This window comes from Luteimonas sp. MC1895, from assembly GCF_016457215.1.
Taxonomy (GTDB): domain Bacteria; phylum Pseudomonadota; class Gammaproteobacteria; order Xanthomonadales; family Xanthomonadaceae; genus Luteimonas.
Genome location: NZ_JAEMDY010000003.1, coordinates 172,786 through 193,933 on the forward strand (window position 1 = coordinate 172,786; position 21,148 = coordinate 193,933).

At 64.5% G+C, this 21,148-nt stretch carries 17 protein-coding genes; 6 read left to right on the forward strand and 11 right to left on the reverse strand.

Annotation, left to right across the window (positions count from 1 at the left end; translation table 11 throughout):
* Positions 1 to 101: 101 nt before the first annotated feature.
* Both JG616_RS08875 and JG616_RS08880 read right to left on the reverse strand, forming a co-directional pair.
* Complete coding sequence (locus tag JG616_RS08875; protein WP_199392363.1) at positions 102 to 404, reverse strand: hypothetical protein; 303 nt, start codon at positions 402 to 404, stop codon at positions 102 to 104.
* Positions 401 to 2,788, reverse strand: a complete 2,388-nt coding sequence (locus tag JG616_RS08880; RefSeq protein WP_199392364.1) for a M66 family metalloprotease — start codon at positions 2,786 to 2,788, stop codon at positions 401 to 403. The genes JG616_RS08875 and JG616_RS08880 overlap by 4 nt, the downstream gene beginning before the upstream one ends.
* Positions 2,789 to 2,971: 183 nt before the next feature.
* Here JG616_RS08880 and JG616_RS08885 point away from each other — a divergent pair, with 183 nt between their 5' ends.
* Positions 2,972 to 4,135, forward strand: a complete 1,164-nt coding sequence (locus JG616_RS08885) for a beta-eliminating lyase-related protein (protein ID WP_199392365.1) — start codon at positions 2,972 to 2,974, stop codon at positions 4,133 to 4,135.
* Positions 4,136 to 4,419: 284 nt separating this feature from the next.
* Here JG616_RS08885 and JG616_RS08890 read toward each other — a convergent pair whose 3' ends face one another.
* Together JG616_RS08890 and JG616_RS08895 are read right to left on the reverse strand one after the other, a co-directional pair.
* Positions 4,420 to 4,950, reverse strand: coding sequence for a nucleotidyltransferase family protein (locus JG616_RS08890; protein ID WP_199392366.1), 531 nt, complete (start codon positions 4,948 to 4,950; stop codon positions 4,420 to 4,422).
* Positions 4,878 to 5,663, reverse strand: a complete 786-nt coding sequence (locus JG616_RS08895; protein ID WP_235973070.1) for an alpha/beta hydrolase — start codon at positions 5,661 to 5,663, stop codon at positions 4,878 to 4,880. Before JG616_RS08895 ends, JG616_RS08890 begins: the two co-directional genes overlap by 73 nt.
* A 235-nt stretch (positions 5,664 to 5,898) precedes the next feature.
* Here JG616_RS08895 and JG616_RS08900 point away from each other — a divergent pair, with 235 nt between their 5' ends.
* Positions 5,899 to 6,273 (forward strand): hypothetical protein, encoded by a 375-nt coding sequence (locus tag JG616_RS08900; protein ID WP_199392367.1) that lies wholly within the window; start codon positions 5,899 to 5,901, stop codon positions 6,271 to 6,273.
* 227 nt (positions 6,274 to 6,500) lie between these two features.
* Here JG616_RS08900 and JG616_RS08905 read toward each other — a convergent pair whose 3' ends face one another.
* Entirely contained in the window at positions 6,501 to 7,454 is a 954-nt protein-coding gene (locus JG616_RS08905) for an alpha/beta hydrolase (RefSeq protein ID WP_199392368.1), read from the reverse strand.
* Positions 7,436 to 7,804 carry an STAS/SEC14 domain-containing protein gene (locus JG616_RS08910; protein ID WP_199361761.1) on the reverse strand — a complete coding sequence of 123 codons (369 nt, stop codon included), beginning with the start codon at positions 7,802 to 7,804 and terminating at the stop codon, positions 7,436 to 7,438. The genes JG616_RS08905 and JG616_RS08910 overlap by 19 nt, the downstream gene beginning before the upstream one ends.
* Positions 7,805 to 7,950: 146 nt before the next feature.
* On the opposite strand from JG616_RS08910, the gene JG616_RS08915 reads away from it, so the two are divergent.
* Entirely contained in the window at positions 7,951 to 8,394 is a 444-nt protein-coding gene (locus tag JG616_RS08915; RefSeq protein WP_191728158.1) for a VOC family protein, read from the forward strand.
* Positions 8,395 to 8,400: 6 nt separating this feature from the next.
* On the opposite strand, the gene JG616_RS08920 is transcribed toward JG616_RS08915, so the two are convergent.
* Together JG616_RS08920 and JG616_RS08925 are read right to left on the reverse strand one after the other, a co-directional pair.
* Positions 8,401 to 8,727 (reverse strand): hypothetical protein, encoded by a 327-nt coding sequence (locus tag JG616_RS08920; RefSeq protein ID WP_191728159.1) that lies wholly within the window; start codon positions 8,725 to 8,727, stop codon positions 8,401 to 8,403.
* A gap of 72 nt (positions 8,728 to 8,799) precedes the next feature.
* On the reverse strand, positions 8,800 to 9,495 hold the full coding sequence (locus tag JG616_RS08925; protein WP_191728160.1) for a hypothetical protein: 696 nt from the start codon (positions 9,493 to 9,495) through the stop codon (positions 8,800 to 8,802).
* A gap of 233 nt (positions 9,496 to 9,728) precedes the next feature.
* Between JG616_RS08925 and JG616_RS08930 the strand changes: the two genes are divergently transcribed.
* Positions 9,729 to 10,253 carry a hypothetical protein gene (locus tag JG616_RS08930; protein ID WP_199392369.1) on the forward strand — a complete coding sequence of 175 codons (525 nt, stop codon included), beginning with the start codon at positions 9,729 to 9,731 and terminating at the stop codon, positions 10,251 to 10,253.
* Between the two features lie 152 nt (positions 10,254 to 10,405).
* Positions 10,406 to 11,284 (forward strand): nuclease-related domain-containing protein, encoded by an 879-nt coding sequence (locus JG616_RS08935; protein ID WP_199392370.1) that lies wholly within the window; start codon positions 10,406 to 10,408, stop codon positions 11,282 to 11,284.
* Positions 11,285 to 11,294: 10 nt separating this feature from the next.
* Here the strand turns inward: JG616_RS08935 and JG616_RS08940 are convergent, their stop codons facing one another.
* A complete protein-coding gene (locus JG616_RS08940; RefSeq protein WP_199392371.1) occupies positions 11,295 to 11,663 on the reverse strand; it encodes a hypothetical protein in 369 nt (122 codons plus the stop codon).
* A 110-nt stretch (positions 11,664 to 11,773) separates the two neighbouring features.
* On the opposite strand from JG616_RS08940, the gene JG616_RS08945 reads away from it, so the two are divergent.
* Complete coding sequence (locus JG616_RS08945; RefSeq protein WP_199392372.1) at positions 11,774 to 14,863, forward strand: DUF3427 domain-containing protein; 3,090 nt, start codon at positions 11,774 to 11,776, stop codon at positions 14,861 to 14,863.
* Positions 14,864 to 15,117: 254 nt separating this feature from the next.
* Here the strand turns inward: JG616_RS08945 and JG616_RS08950 are convergent, their stop codons facing one another.
* The gene (locus JG616_RS08950; RefSeq protein WP_199392373.1) at positions 15,118 to 17,439 is read right to left on the reverse strand and encodes a hypothetical protein; all 2,322 of its coding nucleotides are present in this window, start codon (positions 17,437 to 17,439) and stop codon (positions 15,118 to 15,120) included.
* Between the two features lie 60 nt (positions 17,440 to 17,499).
* Positions 17,500 to 21,135: a methylmalonyl-CoA mutase family protein gene (locus JG616_RS08955; protein WP_199392374.1), complete on the reverse strand. Its 3,636-nt coding sequence runs from the start codon at positions 21,133 to 21,135 to the stop codon at positions 17,500 to 17,502.
* Positions 21,136 to 21,148: the final 13 nt, after the last annotated feature.

Genomic DNA, 21,148 nt, shown 5'->3' on the forward strand with positions numbered 1-21,148 from the left:
GCCGCCGCGGACAGCAGGGTGCAGGTCACGAGCCCCGTGAGCGCCATGAGGCCACGGGGCGTGACCTGGACCCGCATGCGGATGGAGGCGGAGGATCACCACTACTCCCCGACCACGGCAAAGAAGATCTGGCCTTCATACCTGTCGTCCCAGCTGCCGCTCCAGTCGCGCAGACCGAACGTCGACGTGACCCGGACCAGGTTGCCGACGACAACCGCGTCCAGGCGCACGTCCAGGTTGCCCAAGTGATGGTCGCCGTCATTGGGCGAGAAGCTGACGTTGAACCCGGTCAGGATGGCCGCGGCCGATGAGAGCGGCATGCCGACGTCGACGTCGGTCGTGACCTGGCGCGGGCCCGAACCATCGAAGCGGTTGAAGGTGGCGTTTGCGTTGCGGATGATCATCGCGGCTTCTCCTGGCAATCGTCGCGGGGTTGTTCGTGTCTGGCACAGGGGTCGGCCTGTGGCGGACGCCGGACAGGCGGAGGCTCCTTGCGCCCGACGACGGACACGTCGCGTTCCGCCTTGCCCGCGCCGGCATTGACCGCGACCACGCGCACCACGCGCGCGCCCGCCGCCAGCAGGCGCGTATCGAGCGCCTCGCCACGCCCGATCTCTCCGCCCTTCTCGTCAAACCAGCGGATCTCCGCACCGGGCAGCGACCGGCCCAGCCGGTCGACCGCCCATGCGCGCACGATCGGGCCGTCGGTGTCGGGCACCTCCAGTACAACGGGCGGCTCCTTGTCCGGATCACGGCGCTTGCGCAGTGGATCCACGCTGGTCTCCTCGATCGCGGTGGCCAGGCCATTGCTGGCCAGCACGCGCACCCGGAGCGGGCGACGCGCGCTGCGCAGCCGCGCCGGGATCTCGATCTCACGTGCGGCCCGCCGGGGCGCGATGCCACGCCAGGCACCCGATTCGTCCTGCCAGTGCACCAGGTAGACCAGGTCGCGCTCGTCCTTCGCCGACCAGCGGAGGATCGCGTGATCCTTGTCCTTGTATTCGACGCCCTCCACGTGCAGCACCGGTGGTTGCGGGATGTCGAACGCGGCGATTGCCATGTCGCCCTCGTAGACCACCAGTTTGCGCGCGCGCAACGGATCCATGGGAACCTCCGCGGCAAGATGCTGCGGCCAGCAGTCCGCCCCGCAGTGGAAGCAATCGCCGTGCAGCACCGCGCACGCGCGTGGCTTTCCATCCGCGTCCCTGACCTGCACGCGGAAGGGCGTGGCGCGGCTTCCCCTGAGGCGCCGCTGCGCCGCATACGTGAACACGTGCGGGATGGTGACCTTGCGGTCGTGGTCGATGTGGACCTCGAGCTGCATCAGCGGCACCGGCTTGCCCGACCATTCCGCGCGCGGTTGCGGGCGATGGATGACGGCATGCAGGGCCGAATCGAGGCTGCGGACGGCGCTCGCGCCCTCCACCGGATCGGTGCGCGTCATCAGGCCGGCATAGGTATACGGGCTGACCCACTTGGTGCCCGAGTAGCCCATGATGTCGTGCGCGCTTGCCGGGTCGAAGACGCGGTTCGCGGCGGGGTCGAATCCGAACTCGCCCACGCTGTCGGAATGGAACAGCGCGTAGTGCGGATAATCGCCGTCCTGGTTGGATGGGTTGCTGCAGCGGGCACTGTCGTCGCAGGGCGCATGCTTGCGGCCGTAGGCATGGCCGGCCTCGTGCGCCGCGGTGCCCATGTCGCCGACCACGCCGGAACCCACACCGCCGCCACCGCAGCCAACGAAGTTCCCGAAGTTGACCCCCGTCGGCAGCAGGCCGTAGTACAGATCGTCGGAATCCCCGCGCAGGTCCTTCAGGTTGGAGTTCAGCGCCTCAAACCCGTCGCCGCAGCCGTCGGTATCGGTGGTGACCATGTCGTCGGAGAAGTCCATCGCGGTATAGCCGGACAGCAGCACGTCACCCACGGGGAACAGGCGACGGGTGAGGTCGAAGGTACCGAGCACCGTGGTCGCGTCCGGTGCGGGCAGGTCCATGCCCTGGCCCGTGTAATGGATGCCCACGCCGAATACGCGCATCGGATTGACGTCCACGAAGCGCAGGCTGCGCCGCACGAATGCCGACGCTTGCCCGGGGTCGGTGCTGGCGAACACCCGGCAGCGGATATCCACGCTGCCACGGCACCACGCACCGGGAATGGAGAAGTTCAGCGTGTGCCCGGCCTCACCCCGGTCGATCTCGCTGTCACGGCGCGGCACGATGGTGGCGATGGGCGGCAGCAGCAGGACATTGCTGCCGATGCTGACCTCCAGCTCGCCGGAAAGCCGCGCGATGGCCGGCAGCGCCGGCTCGGCGCCGAAGTCCACGTAGACCCGCACGCCGGTCGCCTTGCCGCCGACGAGGGAGATGGCGTTGTCCGGCAACACGTGGTCGGCGTCGAGGTGCTGCGCACTGCGGAACGCTTGGGTCGCCTGGTTGACCTCAATCCCCGTGATCTGCAGATCGCCGCGGGGCGGCGGCAGGCTGGCGTCGACCAGCTCCGCCAGCACGCTCGCTTCCACGGTGCCCGCGTAGTCGTCATCCCAGTCGCCCGACCAGTCGCGCAGCCCGAAGGTCGCGCGCACGGTGACGACGTTGGCATTGACCTCGGTGGCCAGCTGCACCTGCAGGCGCCCGAGGTGGTGGTCGCCGCCGCGAAAGCCCGCGGAGTAGCCGGCCAGCGAGGCGACGGCTGCGTCGATCTGCCGGGGAAAGACGATGGTCTGCTCGGCGGTGCGAGGTCCGCTCCCGCGCATGCGCGGGAAGTTGAGCGAGGCGCTGCGAATCTCCATCAGGGGGCTCCGATAAGGCATGGCTGCACCCGACCGACCTGGTGAGCGCTGCCTGCTTGAATCCCCTGTTCAACTGTTGGAACGGCGGTACGGCAAGCGTGCGGCCACGATGGGCTGGGCGCGACCTTCGCTATGCTCCATGTGCGGCGTCACTGCCGCCTCGCCCTGCCCTGAGGACTACACATGGACCGTCGCCGCTTCCTTGGCGTGAGTGGAGCTGCCGCCGCGTCGCCGATGTTGGCTGCACTTGGCGCACCCGCCACGGCAAACGCCACTTCGACATTGTTCAAGCGCGTGAACTTCGCGTCCGACGGGCTTGGGCTCAGCCCCGCCGAGTACGCAGCACTGCTGGGCGAGGTCGTGGCACAGGGCGACTTCGAGCCCGACGACTACTCACAAGGCGGCGTCATCCGTGAACTGGAACTCAAGTTCGCCCGGCTGCTCGGCAAGGACGACGCCATCTACCTGCCCACCGGAACGCTGGCGAACCACCTCGCGGTGCGCAAGCTCGCCGGGGACGGTCGTCGCGTGCTCGTGCAGGCGGAAAGCCACCTCTACAACGACAGCGGCGACTGCGCGCAGACCCTGAGCGGGCTGAACCTCGTGCCCCTGGCCGAAGGCGGCAGCACCCTGCCCATCGAGGACGTGGAGCACTGGCTGGCGCGCTCCCACAGCGGCCGGGTCGAGACCCGCGTCGGCGTGATCGCCATCGAATCGCCGGTGCGTCGGCGCCATCACGAAATGGCCGACTTCGATCAACTCCGCCGCGTCAGCAGCCTCGCCCGTGAACGCGGCATCCGCCTGCACCTGGACGGCGCGCGGATGTTCAACCTGCCCCTCCACTCGGGCAGGAGTCTCAACGAATACAGCGCGCTGTTCGACACCGTGTACGTCTCGCTGTGGAAGCACTTCAACGCCGGGTCCGGCGCGATCCTTGCAGGGGATGCCGGGTTCATCGACGGCTTGTTTCACCAGCGGCGCATGTTCGGCGGCGCCCTGCCGCATGCCTGGCCGGAGGCCGCCGTGGCATTGCAGTTCGTCGACGGCTACCTGGAGGACTACGCGAAGTCCTGGCAGGTCGCTGATCGGTTGATTGCACTGCTGCAGGACTATCGCCGGTTCTCGTTCGAGAAGCTCCCTCACGGCACCAGCCGGTTTTTCATGACAGTGACGGCGGTCGCGCCGGATCTGCTCCGCGAACGGCTCGCGAAGCAGGACGTTGCCCTGTCCCGCGGCCATCCGGACACCGGCCGGTTCGCGATGGAGGTGAACGCGACACTGCTTCGGGTATCGGCGGAAACGCTGGCCGGGAAGTTCATCGCAGCGACTGGTGCTCCAATAGATTGATCAGAGCGGGAGCTCGACTCACAGGGTTTAACAAGCTGCATCTTGATTCAACGATGCCGGCATAGAGCTCGATAACGCTTTGGCCTGTTGAACCTTGGCTCACCCTCCTGCGCGCATCCGACTACAGCAGGAAGCGGCCACGGGTCGGGCCGGGCGGGCGCGCAGCGCCGGCGGGGCGCAGCATCCTCACCACCTCCATGAGGTCGAGCCACGCCTGGATCGGGTCTGCCGGCGCCGGTAGCCGCTGCACACCGCCCTCGCCCACCAGGACGACGCCGCGGCGATCAACCCTGGACTTCGTCGATGAGCGCTTCAAGCAGATCCTCCCGTTCGAACAGACGGAAATACGTCGTCAGTGCCTCGTGATCGAGCGATTCGTGGTGGGCGCGCAGCAGGGCACGGATGTCGTCCAGGTCGCGGGTCCGGGTGGGATCATTCACGTACCCCTGGAGTTTGAACGCCACCAGACCCTCCGCGCTGATGACCCGCAGCCGTCCCATCGGGGTGTCCCGTTCACCGGCGGCCGCCAGCAACTCCCGGGCAATGGGACGGTGCGCGTACAACAGGTCGAGGCCTTCCTCGCCGCGCAGGTAATTGGCCGCGTCCACGCTGCGGTGGACGCACTGGTAGCCCAGCTCCAGCAGGAGTCCGTGCAACCGGTCGGCATCGTCGGCATCCACCAGGAAGTCGACGTCGCGCGTCGCACGGACGACATTGTGCGCGGCAAGCGCGAGCCCGCCGATCAGCGCCGGAGGCGTCTGCAGCCGGGTGAAGGCGACGAGGGCTTCCCTGATCTGGTCAAGCAGGCTGGCCATGCGGGCATCGTAGCGCAGCAGGCCGCCGCGGCGTCTGGCACCGTGGAGTCGGCAACGCCGTCGAATGCCGGCCGCGGGAGAGCGACCAGTACATCGGGCATCACCCTGGGCGTCGCCGCCTCGGCACTGTCGAGCTGGGCGACGAGCGCGCGGTAATCGGCGGCCATCGCGGGCGGCAGCATCGACAGCAGCATGGCGTCGTCGGCCTGCACGCGGGCGGGGTCGCCCTGTCGGAAGGCGTGGCGTTGCCCCATCGTGGTCGGGTCCACCAGCACCAAGCCCTGCACGCGGTCCGGGTGCTTGCGGGCGAGCTCGCTGACCAACAGCCCCCCGTAGGAATGGCCCACCAGCACGACCTTGCGGCCCGGCGCCAGCGTGGCGATGACGGCGTCGAGGTCGGCCAGGTGCTCATCGATGGTTTTCGCGTTGCCGTCGGTACCGGAGTCGCCAAGCCCGGCACGCCCATAAGCCATGCAGCGACATTCGGGGCCCAGCCCCTCGATCACGGCCTTCCATGCCACCGCGCCCTGTCCGAAGCCGGACTCGAAGACCACGGCCATGGGCCCCTCTCCCTGCACCTGCGGATGGAGCGTGTAGGCCGCGCGCGGCACCGCCACCTCCGCCGCGGCGGCCGGCAGCGTCGCCACCACCACGATGGCCAATGCCAGCGCCCATGCCTGGACCCGCACCCGCATACCCGTCGACTGGCTCATTCCAAATGCCCCGGTTGATCTCCGGCCCGAGACGGGCCGGACGAGAAAGCCTATCGCCGCTGGGCACGCGGCCAGCCAGCGACCAGGCCGCCGGCGGGACGTGCATCGACAGCCTGAACTCGATGCGGGCCGATGGATACGGGAACACGACGCTGGATCGCATCCAGGTAACGGACGCGCGCGTGGACAGTGGGCGGTACCTGCAGCCGAGGACCGAGACGACGCCCTCGATGGCGTGGCCCAGGGCTGGAGCGAAGGGTCCGTCGTCTACCTGGGCGATGGCATGCGCGGCGTGCGCGAATCCGTGAACCTTCCGACCCCCGCGGCCGGCTACAACGATCTGGACACCGGTGATGTCAATGGCACGACCTGGACCTCGACGGTCGCGATGAGCTGCAACACCACGGTCGACCTGGCCCTCGATGTCCCACTGGAAGACACCGTATTACCAGCGGCTGCGCTTCATCCGTGCGGGCATTGCACCCTCCGGCAACTTGCGCGTGGCAACCGCAACAATGGCTGCCGCGGAGAGCAGGGTGCAGGTCACCAGTCCCGTCAGCGCCGCCAGGCCGCGGGGCGTGAACTGAGCCCGCAAGTGCATCGACGCTGAGCCCACGCGCGCGCGCAGGGAAGCGGCGTTGCGCGAATGGCGTTCCAAGCCAGGCGTTCCATCGCGGTTTCGACCTTCGGTCATCGTCGGGCTCCATCATGCGGAGCGGGCATGGTCGGTGGGTTCCTGTGAACGGACGGACTAGGGGGCGGCCCGACCGCGCGCCCCTCTGCTGCTTCGGGACCCGCAGTTGCGCTTGCTCGGGTCGGACCAGCCACCGGATGGTCCTACGGCGCCGGCCCAGGATCGGCCAGGAAGCGCAGCGCGGTTTCTTCAAAGGCCTTCGCGTTGCTGTCGAAGATCGGGACGTGGCCGCCGCCCGGCACGATCCACAGCTGCGAGACCGGTATCGATTCGTACATCCGCACCGGGATCTGCACCGGGAAGAAATCGTCGCGGTCGCCATGCACGATCAACGTGCGCGCCCTGATCTTCGCGAGCTCGCCCGGCGAGAGGTCGATATCGTCGTCGTTGTGCTGGAAGCCATTGAACTGTTGCAGGAGGTGCTCCACCTGCGCCTGCCCGCGGACCGCGCAGGCAGTGAAGAACGCAAGGACCTCCGGCGGCATGTTGCCGGGTGTTCCGCGCATGATCACGCGCGCCTGCTCCGGGAACCCGTCCGCCGCGCCGATCACCGCCATCGCCTTGAAGCGCTCCGGCTCGCGGACCGCTGCATGCAGCAGCGTCATGCCGCCGGCGCTGATCCCCATCGCCTTCACCTCCCGCAGCCCCAGATGGTCCAGCAGCCCCAGCAGGTCGCCCGCTGAATCCTCGAACAGGAACGGCCCTTCGAAACCTCCCGAGCTGCCGTGCCCGCGCAACTCCATGGAGATCACGCGGTACTGCTTCTCGAGTGCGGGCAGGACCGACTCCCACACGGTGCTGCAATCGCCGAAGCCATGGATCAGCACCAGCGGTTCGCCGCTGCCCGACTCGACATAGGCGATGTCGACACCATTGACCCGCACCACGGCGGGCGCAGCCAGCGCTGCCGACGACAGCAGGCACAGGCAGGCCAACATCGCCGAGAACAAACCGATTGCAGGCTTCATGGGACGGCTTCCTGGTCCATAAGCCGGGTACAACGAGACGGCCCGTGCGCCCCGGCCAATCCCGTGCTGCAGCGCCGTGGCGGGTACGTTGTCCGACCGGCCGACGCGGCTCAGCCTTCCCGCACCCAAGCCAGCGCTTCTTCCCGCTCTGCTGGCTTGAACACCCGGTAGCTGACGAACGGCAGCAGCGCGCTCTCGATCCGCGTGCCCGCGCGTACCCAGGCCTGGTCGGCGACCACCGCGACCCGCCCGAAGCGTCGCAGCTGGCCGAACAGAGGCATGGCCCGGGCGATGTACGCGCCGAGGCCGGAGACCTCGATGGCATCCAGCGAACGGGTTTCCACGAACACGTGCACCGTGTCGTGCGCCGCCAGGCAGGCATCCAGCCGGTCCATCACCGCGACAAGATCGGCGCTGGTGATGCGGTGCTCGATGGACACCGCGATGACGTTGTCGGCGCTGGGGATGAATTGAAGCATTGCGAGCCTCCATCGGATGCCGGCCGCGGGAACCGTGCCAGGACGTTGCGTGTGGACCGACAGGTTATACGGGCGGGCTGCCGGGAAGCGGTCCGCACCACGTGGCTCAGGGCGTATTCTCGGCGGACGCCACCCGGGAGATTGTCATGAGTCACCAGGCACTGTTTCCCTACCTTTGTGTCGCCGACGCCACCGCCGCCATCGATTTCTATCGCCAGGTATTCGGCGCCACCGAACTGCTCCGCCTGCAGGAGCCTGGCGGCCGCATCGGCCACGTGGAACTGGACTTCGACGGCACCACGCTGATGCTGTGCGACGAGTTTCCCGAGTTCGACATCCGAAGCCCTGACCCGGCCGCCGGCTACAGCGCGACGATGCACCTGCACGTGGACGATGCGGACGCCGTCATCGCGCGCGCGGTCGCCGCCGGCGCCACCCTGCTGATGGCGCCAAGCGATGCGTTCTACGGCGAACGCTCCGGCGCGATCCGCGACCCCTTCGGCCACCGCTGGAACATCGGCCACCATCTCGAGACCGTCAGCCCCGAGGAGATGCAGCGGCGGTATACGGCGGTTCTCGGCACTTCGTGACGCCCTTCAGTTTCGCAAGCGAATCGCCTGGGTCTTCATCGGCACCTTGTCCCCGTTCGGGCGTTCGATCGTCCAGCCATCCGATGGCGACGCATAAATCACGGTGGCATCCTCCTGCAGACCCCACCAGGTGTACTGAGTGACACGAAGCTTCCCGTCGCTCATGAACTCGACGTCGCTCGATCGCCAGGTCAGCGTCAAAGCAACCAGTCCCACCACGATCAGCGCCACCATAACCAGGCCGACCAGGGTCTCGAAGAAACCCACCACGCCTGCGACGATGCCACGCTGTTCCACTGCGGGCTGCGGTACGGCTTCTACTTGAGCACTCATCCATTTTCCCTTGATTGACTGACGTACCAGTACGTTTTCTGAAAGCGATCACAGCGAGGCATCAGCCGCAGCTCATTGCCGCCGCGGATCGGCTGGCAGTTCCGGCGTCGACTCCATCAGGATCTCCAGGCTCGCCTGCGTCTGCCGGCTGCGGTCGCCCCGCGCGTCGGCCTGGGCCTGCGCACGCTGCTGCTGGGCGCGGATGTGCCCGGGGACCACATCGACCTGTCGCTCCCGCTGCAAGAAGGCCCGATCGCCGGGCTGCAGCTGGCAGTTGCGGCTGAGCGTTGCCTGTTCCTCACCCGTGCGGGCAGCGGTGCTCTGCAGGTTGACCACTACGCCCAGCGTGTCGCCAAGCGGTTCAAGCCGGATGCAGATCGCGTCGATCACGGCCTGCGTGCGCAGTTCATTGCGGTCCACCAGCACGAACAGGTTTTCATGGTCGAGCCAGACGACGGATGCCAAGCCTTCCACCCCGTGCAGCGCCGCGCGTGCCGCCTCGCGGTCCACACGGCGCGCAGGGTCGGCTAGCTTGATCGCCTTGCGGAAGTCTTCGTGCATCGCCATCAGGCCGTCGTGCACGCCCTCCTGGTCGCCGACCAGCGCGGACCCGCGGATGGATGCCAGATGGCCGGCCGTGCGCAGCGGGTCCATCGGCTGGCCGGCCTGTTGCGGGCGTGGCTGCGCAGGCTGCGGGACTTCCGTGCAGCCGGCCAGTACGCATATCGCTGCAGCCGCAGCCATCGCCAGGCTGGTGAAAGATTCCATTCGATGTTCCTCCTGTCCCCGGCCAAGGAGAAGCACGATGCGTGCCACCGCGGCCGTCGCTGCTCCGCTGTGCCGAGACTCACATGCGCACCTGCTCCGGCAGCAGGTGACATTTCTGGTCACGCACACCGGGACCTGGGAACCCCGCTTCCCAGGGCCGCTCACCTCCATGGCGCGAGTACGCCACGCGCCCTCGATCGCCTATAGTTTTCCCTCCACAGGGGGAAATACCAATGAAACTGCTCACTCGCGGCGCCGCCATTGCGGCCGCCCTGTTCCTGTCTGCCTGCGCCACCCATCAGGATGTCCTGCTGGCGAAGTCAGCGCCGCCGCCCGTCGTGTCCATCGCCCAGGTTCCTTCCGATGGCAACTCCGAAGCCATGGATGGGGCCCTGCGCAATGCACTGGTCCAGAACGGTTTTACCGTGCGGGCGCCGTTGCCCGCGGGCACCCGGCAGTCCAGCGAAGTCGACGCCATCGTGAGTTACGTGGATGTCTGGCGTTGGGACATGGTGATGTACCTCCATTCCCTGGCCGTCAAGATCTTCGACGCACGGAATGGCGACCTGCTCGTCACCGGCGACTGGAAGAACTCCGCCTTCCATGGCTTCCAGGACGAGAACAGGGTGATCAGCGACGTAGTGGCAGAGATGACCGCCAAATTGCGGACCGCGATGCCGGCTGGAGCGTCTCAAACCACCGCAGCGGCGCCGCCGGCCGATGACGATTTGACAGCGGATCCAAACGACGCGCCTTGACGTTCGCGGCCGCACGTCCTGACAAGGAGGATTGCTATGGGACGTCGAAGGAAGAGCGCCCACGACGAGACCATGGGTAGCGAGCTGCAAGTGACATGCGTTATAGCGATTGATCAAACGTCGAATGGGGAGAGTTTGGAATGAAGTGGCACATGTTCATCGGCCATGCCGTGTTCCTGAGCTCCGTCTTTGTGACCGCGCTCATCATCCTGCTGTTCAAAGTCCTCCGCGCCGTCCGCCAGAGGCGCTCGCCGCTTCATGGGAAGCAGATCGGCCACGTTCCTGGCCAACAGCTCCTAGACAGAATCGGCGACGCGGATCGAGAGGCGGACTTCGGTTACGACGTGATGATCATGGCGCTCCCGATGCTCTTTCTCGTCTGGGCGTCGATGCGCATTGAATGGCAGTCGGTCACCTTCGGCGTGGCCGAGGCATGTTTCTTCGCCGGATGGCTCCTGATGCTCGCCTACGGATTCTGGCAGTACAGACGCCACGCGCTCCGTAAGGAACAGGCACGGGACGGCCTGCTTGCCGAGCGCGTAACCGGGATGCAGCTCAACCGGCTCGTCGCCAACGGCTGCCTCGTTCTGCACGACCTTCCCTGTGGGAACTTCAATATTGATCACGTGGTGATCGCGCCGCGTGGCGTCTACGCGATCGAAACCAAGTCCTTCCGGAAGCCGAAGTCAGGTTCGACCGCTGACCCAAACAAGGTCAAGTTCGACGGCACGACACTCAAGTTCAGTGACTTCGCGACCAATGCTCCAATCGCACAAGCACGGAGGCAGGCGAAGTTCCTTGCCTCGCTCATCAGGGAAAGTATTGGGGAGCCCATTCCAGTCACACCAGCGGTCTCTCTCCCGGGCTGGTTCATCGAGAAAACAGCCGACAGAAAATCTGCTGACACCTTTGTGTTCACTCCTATGGGCCGAGGATACGAATGGTTCTCTTACGGAGATGAAGTAGTTCCGCCCCAGACTCGCATGCTCATCGCCAAAGCGCTTGCGCTGCGATACCCAACCGTGGAATAGCGCCCGCTACTTACAGGTCACAGTTTGGAGAAAGTGTGACGTCCCACTTCCCTGCGGCTATCTGCATCCGGCCGACTACTAGTTCCAGTGAGCCCCACACAGTGAGGGTCAGGTCTTCCTTAGTCGCGTCCCTCAGCCCTACGAACTCGTGAAAAGCGTGATCAAGATCCGAAAGATCTTCGCCTACTGACTCCCAATGTTCATTGCACAAGGCCGGAACACCAATCTGCTCGGCCACGAATTGGTCTGACCATTCCAGACAGCCGCGGATTGCAGCTTCGGCGTTGGTGTCCTGGCCCGAGAGCAAGAGGCGTCCCGATGTTTTGAAGTTGCCTGCGTCTCGGTACACGTACTCGAACACGGTGAACTTTCCTTCCATGAAGCCCGTCTCCCAGGTTCTACCTATGGGATGAGGCTAAGAATTGTCGGTCTCATAACCTGCGAGGGGACCGATGATTCCAGTCCTTAACCTGCTAGCCTGGCGCCCCTATGTACGGACTCAATCGCGGCCTATACGAGCAGCTGGTCACCGAGGGGCTCGAAGAGGCCCTGTCAGCGCTGGACCCGAAGCATCGTGCCCAACGCGCCGGCCTCCATCCAGAGGAAGCGGCAGATCGGATTGCCTTCCACCTGGCCGCCCTCGTTCGGCGCAGCGTGGCGGCGCTCGACGCACGCCAGCGCACGGAAGTCGGAGCCCGGCTCGCGCGTGAGGTGACCCGGTTGTTGGCGGCCGAAAGCAAGGGCGTCGATGCCACCGATGCCCTCTCCACCACCGGCGACGTCCTCCGCGCCATCGCCGCCCTCCGCCCCGACGGCCAGCCCGAGGATGTCCCGCTTCCGGCCACGCCGCTGCTCGACACCACCCTGCTGACGAATGCGCCCGGCGAGCCGCGCATCGGCTTCCAGCTCAACTCGGAAGTCGCATCGGCCGACCGCATCGATGTCCTGATGGCCTTCGTGCGCCAGACGGGCATCCGGCCGATGCTCGACCTCCTGCGCCGGCACGTCGACGGCGCCCGGCCGCTGCGTCTCCTGACCACCACGTACACCAATTCCACCGAGCTCGCTGCGCTCGAAGCGCTGCGCGACCTGGGCGCTCAGATCCGGGTTTCTTACGACACCTCCAGCACCCGGCTCCATGCCAAGGCCTGGCTGTTCCATCGCCACACCGGGTTTTCCACCGCGTACATCGGCTCGTCCAACCTGACCTACTCGGCCCAGGTCACCGGCCTGGAGTGGAACGTGCGGGTGTCAGGCGCCCGCAACCCGGACGTCATCGACAAGTTCTCGGCCGTCTTCGAAAGCTATTGGCAGAACGACGATTTCCGGGACTTTGATGCGGAGGAATTCCGCGATCTCACCCAGACGCGAGCAGAAGGCCCCCGTGTCTACCTGAGCCCCGTCGAGATCCGCCCCGAGCCGTTCCAGTCGCGCCTGCTGGAGCTGATCGAGCTCTCCCGCCTGCAGGGCCACCACCGGAACCTGCTGGTCTCGGCCACCGGAACCGGCAAGACGGTCATGGCCGCCCTGGACTATCAGCGTCTGCGCAAACGCCTGCCGCGCTCAAGACTGCTGTTCGTTGCCCATCGCAAGGAGATCCTCGACCAGAGCCTGGCCACCTTCAGGCACGCGCTCCGGGATGCGGCCTTTGGCGAGCTATGGGTGGGCGGCGACCGCCCTGCCCGCTTCGAACATGTCTTTGCGTCCATCCAGAGCCTCAGTGCCCGGGGACTCGACAACCTGCCGGCTGATCACTTCGACGTCGTGATCATCGACGAGTTCCACCACGCGGCGGCGCCCACCTACAAGGCGCTCCTGGACCACCTGCTGCCGCGGGAGCTCCTCGGCCTGACCGCAACGCCCGAGCGCGGCGACGACGAACCCATCCTGCAATGGTTCGGCGGCCGGATTGCCGCGGAGCTGCGGCTCTGGGATGCGATCGACCAACACCGGCTGGTGCCGTTTGCCTATTACGGGATCGCCGATGGCGCCGACTATCGAAATGTCAGCTGGCGCCGAGGGCGCGGGTACGACCCTCAGGAGCTCAGCCAACTCGTCACCGGCGATCACGTGCTGGCGCGGCGGATCATCGCTAACGCGCTCCAGACGGTCCCCAATCCGGAGACCATGCGCGCCCTCGGATTCTGCGTCTCCGTGGCGCATGCGAGGTTCATGGCGGAGCAGTTCAATGCCGCCAACCTCCCCGCCGTGGCCGTTTGGGCCGACTCCCCGCGCGAAGAGCGGCGGCAGGCGCTGCAGGCGCTGGCCGCCGGGGAGATCCGTATCGTCTTCTCGGTGGACCTCTTCAACGAGGGCGTCGACGTCCCTTCGGTCGACACCCTGCTACTGCTGAGGCCGACCGACAGCCCCACCGTCTTCCTGCAGCAGCTGGGGCGCGGGCTGCGGCGCGAGCCCAACAAGAATGTCTGCACCGTGCTGGACTTTGTCGGCCATCACCGCAAAGAGTTCCGGATGCACCGTCGCTACGCCGCCCTGCTTGGTGGGAGCCGGAAACAGATTGAGCGCACCATTGAAGAAGGCTTTCCGTTCTTGCCGAGCGGCTGCCACATGCAGCTCGACGCCGTGGCCTCGCAGCATGTGCTGGAGAACATACGCCAGAGCCTCCCGAACACCTGGCCGGCACGCGCGCAGGAGCTGCGGCGCGTCGCTGAGGCTGACCCGACGGTCTCACTGAAGAATTTCCTCAACCAGACCGGGATCGAGCTGGAGGACGTTTACGCCAACAACAGGAGCTGGTCCGATCTACTCGAAGCCGGTGGCGTCGCCACGCTTCCTGGTGGACCACATGAAACACCGTTGCGCCGTGCTCTCGGGCGCCTGCTTCATATCGACGACGCCCTGCGCATCGAACACTACCGGGCTTTTTCAGAGAGCCCGACCGCGCCTGACATTGGCGGACTAGATATTCGGACGCGTCGACTGCTCCACATGCTCGCCACCGTCCTCACCAAGACCGTGCTGAAAGGTGATGAGACGCTACAGGAGGCAGCCAACCTCATCTGGGCACATCCGCAAGTCCTGGCCGAGCTGCGCCAGCTGCTGGATGTGCTGTCCGACCGCGTCGAGCATGTGCAGCAACCGCTTTCGACGCATCCTGACGTCCCCCTCTGCGTCCACGCCCGGTACACCCGCCGAGAAATGCTGGCCGCATTCGCGAACGGACATGACCTCAAGGTGCCCGAGTGGCGGGAAGGCGCGCGCTGGATTGCCGAGGCGCGAGTCGACTTGTTGGCCTTTACTTTGGACAAGACCAGCGGCCATTTTTCGCCTACGACGCGCTACCGCGACTACGCGATCAGCCCTACGCTTCTTCATTGGGACAGTCAGTCTGGAACTCGCGAAACGAGTGAGACAGGGCAGCGCTACCAGACCCATGAGGCCAATGGCAGCGTGGTGCTGCCCTTCGCCCGCCTGACGACCGATGATCGTGCTTTCTGGCTACTGGGGCCGGCCACCTATGTGAGCCACGAGGGCGAGCGACCAATGGCCATTACCTGGCATCTTTCAAACGAGCTTCCCGGGGATCTATTTGCCAGCTTCGGTGCAGCGGTTTCTTGACTCCAGCGAAGATCCATAAGGGCTGGCGGAACTGTAATCATAAGCTTCACTACCGAGCCGGCCTACGTTCTACTTGTTGAAACGTCTGCTTGACGGGAAAGCTCACGTCGCGGCCAGAGCGCGGTTAGTCAACGATGTAGACGCGAGCTGCATGCCACACCGGCGGACCTGCGTCAGCCCAGCCTGGACCTGCATCTCATGTTGATAAGATGACTCGTCTCTCTCTGTGACTACGTCTGCACGGCGAGCATCACTCAGTGCGCCTTCAAATCGAGGCCTCGCCTAAATCCGGGGTGAATCACTACTCCACCATTCTCATGGCGAGCTCGGAAATAAGCCTCGAAGATCGCGAGACTGTAACTCTTGTCGTAGATATAAGTAGGCTCGAAATCTTCGTTGCGCACACCTATCACTGCGTACCACTGCAACAGCTGAATCACGCGATCGACATCCTTCTCCTCGACCTTTGCGACAACGAGCCGAACGCGCAAGTCTTCAAGACTGCACTCCCACGGCGACCCTATGAATGCATACAGGAGGCCTTCGTACTGTGGGAATACATCCCTAAGCTCCAAGTTTGTGTCTTGCACCAAATCAGTTGAGAAAACGGCCTCGGCCTTAAGGATATCGTCCTCAGTGATCTTCTCGTGGCGCAGTGTCAGCGCACACCCTCGCGCGTACTTAAGAAGTTCGATGAGATATCGAGGCCTCATCAAGCACCTATCGACAATGTACTGATACGAGTCCTCGCCATTGACATGCCTAACAGCGAGCCGCGCCCACAGATCGTCGAAGTTCTCATCAGCGAGTTCTGGCAAGCTTGCAACAATTCGCAAGTAGACCAACTGCTTTAAAGCATCAGGGTCGCGCCAGTCCACGACAACTTTTTGCTCCTTACCTCTGTCCGCCGTCTGGCTGACCAACAATTCATAAACGTCGTTCCGGATAAAGACCAACGTCTTTGCGTCGATGCCATTATGCGCAAATGTCCGTTGCAACTTCCTTGTGGCCTCTAATAGCGCCTTTAGGGTAACAATGTCAGACGCATCGATGCCTGTCGGGGTCCAGCCTTTGTCAATATTGTCAAAAAGAATCCAAATTGAATCCTTTTTCTGAAGATAGGCGAGAAGTGCGGCGTTCAGCTTGGTGATGTCTTGATCGTAGATCAGCGCCGTAACCTCCGGCGTTGAAAGGGAAACCTCATTAGGCTGACTGCCGGCATCGAATCTACCTTCAATTCTATAGATCAGACTAGTTACCCGCTCGGCAAAATCTCCTTGGCCTGAATCGTATCCATACTCCTTGTACTTCTCTTCTAGCTGGCGGTACACGGGATAAATCTCATCATCCAACCTATGAGACTCCTTATCCAAGTGCAACGCTGCGCGAGCAACTTCGAGCAGAAGAACAGACTGCCAAAAAGCTGTAATAGTATGTTCCTGCGTTCCTTGATCCATTACGGAGAGAACCCGACTTTTAAACTTTACTAGCTGATAGCCGTCGGGTTTCAGATCTAGAACAACGTTGCGCCGGGTCGACGAAATCTTGTCTCTCACGCGAAAGAACACTGCACTTTTTCCAGTGCCTTTACGGCCAACAATAAGGCGCACCTCACCTCTTAATGCACGCCGAAACTCGTCCGTGTCCAAGTAGTACTCGGGCAGGTCGGTTATCTCGTTCTCTGCAGAGGAAGCGCCGAAGTGGAGACGCTCGATAAGCGAGCCAGTAGTTGAATCGGCCTCTGTGAGTGGATCGCCAATACTGCTGACGACCTCGCCGGCGAGATCCGCCACCACCTCATCAATCTTCGAAGGGTGCACGAGGACAGTTACAAGATCCCGATAGTCCATAGGGACAGGGTCGTGGGTTTCTTGTAATAGAAGTCTGTGCTTGCTCATCCCCTCTGCAAGCCCGGCAATGAATGCGGCTCGGAGATTATGAACTGGAGCGTCGTCCATGGCACTAGGAATAAAATGCACGAGCACGCCAATTGACTTCTGCACTTGATTTATCGCATCTAGCGCCGAAAGACGCGGCTGTTCGGCCGGGTCAAAACTACGAAGGCCGAGGCCCGATTTCTTTAGCCTAGCCGCAATCCGAATCGCGTAATCGCTCTGCGTACGTGTTTTTGTTACGTAGATGGGCTGATTGACGTCGATTTTCGAGTCTCGAAGTAGAGACTGACGATCACGATAAAGTTTAATCTTCGCAGCAAGCTCTCGCGCATTTTGGTACGTTTCAAAGCCCAAAGTATCGTAGATTCCAAGCCTCTTTATCCCCTCGTCCGCGAGGCCGAGGAAACCTGAGTTCCTAACAAGAACTACCCGTTTCCCCCGCCCGATTGCATAGCCCACCTCATAGGTAACGTTGAAGTTCAGGACTGTAATGTCGGCCACAAGAAAATCACTCTGATCTATCTTGTGTAGCACCTGCTGGGCGATGAACTGGCCTGGTATGTCCAGCTCCTCCCAACCAATTAAGTCTGATACCGCGTGAAACTGCTTGACCTCAGCTATCGCCGTTCGAATAGTTTCCGCGGACGGAACGCTGGCTGGATACGCGAAGAAGCCCTTCATACTCCCCCTTGCCTGAAAGTGCTGACCCATGGCGATCGTTCCGACACATCAACATCAAAGCTACATATTCCGCCGATACTCCCCACCCACATCATAAAGCGCATGGCTGATCTGCCCCAGGCTATGCGTCTTCACCGCCTCCATCAGCGCCTCGAACACGTTCCTGCGTTCCCGCGCCGTCTTCTGCAGATACCCCAGGCCATGCCCGTCATGCGGCTCGGTCGCCGCCGCGGCATCGTCCTCCACCACGTGCGCATGCTCGGTCTCCCCGACCGGCGCCAGCACGTTGCGGGCCGTCTGCCACAGGCGCACGTTCTCGATCTGCTGCCCCTTCTCTTCTTCCGTTGAGCGGATCAGCTCGATCTCGGTGGCCACCTCGCCCGCGTGCTCCTTCGGCAGGAAGGTGTTCACGCCCACCAGCGGCAGGCTGCCGTCGTGCTTCTTGTGCTCGTAGTACAGGCTCTCTTCCTGGATCTTGCCGCGCTGGTACATGGTGTCCATGGCGCCCAGCACGCCGCCGCGCTCGCTGATGGCTTCGAACTCCTTGTACACGGCCTCTTCCACGATGTCGGTCAGGTAATCCACCGCGAAGCTGCCCTGCCAGGGGTTCTCGATGAAGTTGAGCCCCAGCTCCTTGTTGATGATCATCTGGATGGCCACGGCGCGGCGCACGCTCTCTTCGGTCGGCGTGGTGATGGCTTCGTCGTAGGCGTTGGTGTGCAGCGAGTTGGCGTTGTCGAACAGCGCGTACAGCGCCTGCAGCGTGGTGCGGATGTCGTTGAACTGGATCTCCTGCGCGTGCAGGCTCCGGCCGCTGGTCTGGATGTGGTACTTCATCATCTGGCTGCGGTCGTTGGCGCCGTAGCGCTCGCGCATGGCGCGCGCCCAGATGCGGCGGGCCACGCGGCCGATGACGGTGTACTCGGGGTCCATGCCGTTGGAGAAGAAGAACGACAGGTTGGGCGCGAAGTCGTCGATCTTCATGCCGCGCGCCAGGTAGTACTCGACGATGGTGAAGCCATTCGACAGCGTGAAAGCCAGCTGGCTGATCGGGTTCGCCCCGGCTTCGGCGATGTGGTACCCGGAGATCGACACCGAGTAGAAGTTGCGGACCTTCTGGTCGACGAAGTACTGCTGGATGTCGCCCATCATGCGGAGCGCGAATTCGGTGCTGAAGATGCAGGTGTTCTGCGCCTGGTCCTCTTTCAGGATGTCGGCCTGCACGGTGCCGCGCACGGTGGCGAGCGTCTCGGCCTTGATACGGGCGTAGGTCTCGGCGTCCACCAGCTGGTCGCCGGTCATGCCCAGCAGGGCCAGGCCGAGGCCGTCGTTGGTGGGCGGCAGCTCGCCGTAATACTTCGGACGCTCGCGGCCTTCGAAGAAGGCGTCGATCCTCGATTGCGCGTCCGCCCAGCGGGCGTCGTCGGCCTTCAGGTACTTTTCCACCTGCTGGTCCACGGCGCAGTTCATGAACATCGCGAGGATCATCGGCGCGGGGCCGTTGATGGTCATCGAGACGCTGGTGGTGGGCGCGCACAGGTCGAAGCCGGAGTACAGCTTCTTCATGTCGTCGAGCGTGGGGATGTTGACGCCGGAGTTGCCGATCTTGCCGTAGATGTCCGGGCGCGGCGCGGGGTCCTCGCCGTACAGGGTGACGCTGTCGAAGGCGGTGGACAGGCGCGCGGCGGGCTGGCCGACCGACAGGTAATGGAAGCGGCGGTTGGTGCGCTCGGGCGTGCCTTCGCCGGCGAACATGCGGATCGGGTCCTCGCCGGTGCGGCGGTAGGGGTAGACGCCGCCGGTGTAGGGGTAGGAGCCCGGCAGGTTCTCCTTGCCGAGGAAGGTCAGCAGCTCGCCCCAGCTCTTGTAGGTGGGGGCGGCGATCTTGGGGATCGGCTGGTGGCTCAGCGACTCGCGGTAGTTCTCGACGCGGATCGCCTTGTTGCGGACCTGGTATTCGGTCACCTCGTCGGTGATGGACTTCAGGCGCGCGGGCCAGTCGCGGAGGTTGCGAAGGTTTTCGGCGCTGAGGGCCTGCACGGCGTCGTTGTAGCGCTGGCGCAGCGTCAGCAGGGTGCGGTCGCCCTCGCCCACCAGGTCGTCGCCCGCGTACAGGTCCAGCGCCTTCGGCAGACGCTCGTCGCCCAGCTCGTGCAGCGCCTGCCAGAACGACTGGGCGCGGTCGGCGGCTTCGGCCTGCTTTGCGATCGAGGCGTTGATCGCCCTGCCCTGCTCGGCGATCTCGGCGAGGTAGCGGATGCGGGCGCCGGGGATCAGCACGGTGGCGCGGGGTTCCTTCAGCGAGGTGTCGATGCCCGGATTGAAGTCGCAGCGAACGCCGGCTCCTGTAGGAGCGGCTATAGCCGCGATTGTGTCGCCGGAACCGATCGCGGCTGTAGCCGCTCCTACAGTCGTTTCGGTCGGGGCATTGGCCAGGACTTTTTCGCGGAGGAGGCGGCACAGGTTCGCGAACATCCAGCTGATGCCGGGGTCGTTGAACTGGCTGGCGATGGTGGGATAGACCGGCACGTCCTCGTCGGCCACCTTGAAGGCGACGCGGTTGCGCTTCCACTGCTTGCGGATGTCGCGCAGCGCGTCTTCGGCGCCGCGCTTGTCGTACTTGTTGAGCACGATCAGCTCGGCGTAGTCGATCATGTCGATCTTCTCGAGCTGGCTGGCGGCGCCGTAGTCGCTGGTCATCACGTACATCGGGAAGTCGACCAGGTCGACGATCTCGGAATCCGACTGGCCGATGCCGGCGGTCTCCACGATCACCAGGTCGTAGCCCAGGCCCTTCAGGAAGCCGATGCAGTCCTTGAGCACGGCATTGGTCGCCACGTTCTGGCGGCGGGTGGCCATGGAGCGCATGTACACGCGGTGGGATCTAAGCGAGTTCATGCGGATGCGGTCGCCCAGCAGCGCGCCGCCGGTGCGGCGGCGGGTCGGGTCGACCGAGATCACCGCGATGCGCATCTGCGGGAAGCTGGCCAGGAAGCGGTTCAGCAGCTCGTCGGTGACCGAGCTCTTGCCGGCGCCGCCGGTGCCGGTGATGCCGATGACCGGCGTGGGGCCGTCATGGCCGGCCGCGCCCGAGGCCCACTGCTTGCGCAGCATGGCGAGCTCCGACTCGGAATACACGCCGTCCTCCAGCGCCGACAGCACGCGGCCGATGGCGATCTCGTCGTCCATCGACGGGCGGGTGCTGGCGGGCTCGCGCGCCGCGGCGGCCTGTGCATCGCGGGCGCCGGACACGCGCGCCACCACGTCCTCGATCATCTCCACCAGGCCCAGCTTCATGCCGTCGTTGGGGTGGTAGATGCGCTCGACGCCATACCCTTCCAGCTCGCGGATCTCCTCCGGGGTGATCGTGCCGCCGCCACCGCCGACCACGCGGATGTGCGCCGCGCCGCGCTCGCGCAGCATGTCGACCATGTACCTCATGTATTCCACGTGGCCGCCCTGGTAGCTGGACAGCGCGATGCCGTCGGCGTCCTCCTGCAGCGCGGCGCGCACCACGTCCTCCACCGAGCGGTTGTGGCCGAGGTGGATCACCTCCGCGCCTTGCGCCTGGATCAGGCGCCGCATGATGTTGATGGCGGCGTCGTGGCCGTCGAACAGGCTGGCGGCGGTGACGAAGCGCAGCGGCGTGGCTTCGGCACGGGTGGCAACGGGGGTGTGGCTGGCGGGAACGCTCATCGGGAACCGTCGG

Excerpts from the sequence above, each read along its gene's own strand:
- JG616_RS08885 (WP_199392365.1), top strand. The coding sequence starts at position 2,972 with ATGGACCGTCGCCGCTTCCTTGGCGTGAGTGGAGCTGCCGCCGCGTCG.
- JG616_RS08950 (WP_199392373.1), bottom strand. The coding sequence starts at position 17,439 with ATGAAGGGCTTCTTCGCGTATCCAGCCAGCGTTCCGTCCGCGGAAACT.
- JG616_RS08940 (WP_199392371.1), bottom strand. The coding sequence starts at position 11,663 with ATGGAAGGAAAGTTCACCGTGTTCGAGTACGTGTACCGAGACGCAGGC.
- JG616_RS08910 (WP_199361761.1), bottom strand. The coding sequence starts at position 7,804 with ATGCTTCAATTCATCCCCAGCGCCGACAACGTCATCGCGGTGTCCATC.
- JG616_RS08955 (WP_199392374.1), bottom strand. The coding sequence starts at position 21,135 with ATGAGCGTTCCCGCCAGCCACACCCCCGTTGCCACCCGTGCCGAAGCC.
- JG616_RS08875 (WP_199392363.1), bottom strand. The coding sequence starts at position 404 with ATGATCATCCGCAACGCAAACGCCACCTTCAACCGCTTCGATGGTTCG.
- JG616_RS08920 (WP_191728159.1), bottom strand. The coding sequence starts at position 8,727 with ATGAGTGCTCAAGTAGAAGCCGTACCGCAGCCCGCAGTGGAACAGCGT.
- JG616_RS08890 (WP_199392366.1), bottom strand. The coding sequence starts at position 4,950 with ATGGCCAGCCTGCTTGACCAGATCAGGGAAGCCCTCGTCGCCTTCACC.
- JG616_RS08895 (WP_235973070.1), bottom strand. The coding sequence starts at position 5,663 with ATGAGCCAGTCGACGGGTATGCGGGTGCGGGTCCAGGCATGGGCGCTG.
- JG616_RS08945 (WP_199392372.1), top strand. The coding sequence starts at position 11,774 with ATGTACGGACTCAATCGCGGCCTATACGAGCAGCTGGTCACCGAGGGG.
- JG616_RS08930 (WP_199392369.1), top strand. The coding sequence starts at position 9,729 with ATGAAACTGCTCACTCGCGGCGCCGCCATTGCGGCCGCCCTGTTCCTG.
- JG616_RS08880 (WP_199392364.1), bottom strand. The coding sequence starts at position 2,788 with ATGGAGATTCGCAGCGCCTCGCTCAACTTCCCGCGCATGCGCGGGAGC.
- JG616_RS08935 (WP_199392370.1), top strand. The coding sequence starts at position 10,406 with ATGTTCATCGGCCATGCCGTGTTCCTGAGCTCCGTCTTTGTGACCGCG.
- JG616_RS08915 (WP_191728158.1), top strand. The coding sequence starts at position 7,951 with ATGAGTCACCAGGCACTGTTTCCCTACCTTTGTGTCGCCGACGCCACC.
- JG616_RS08925 (WP_191728160.1), bottom strand. The coding sequence starts at position 9,495 with ATGGAATCTTTCACCAGCCTGGCGATGGCTGCGGCTGCAGCGATATGC.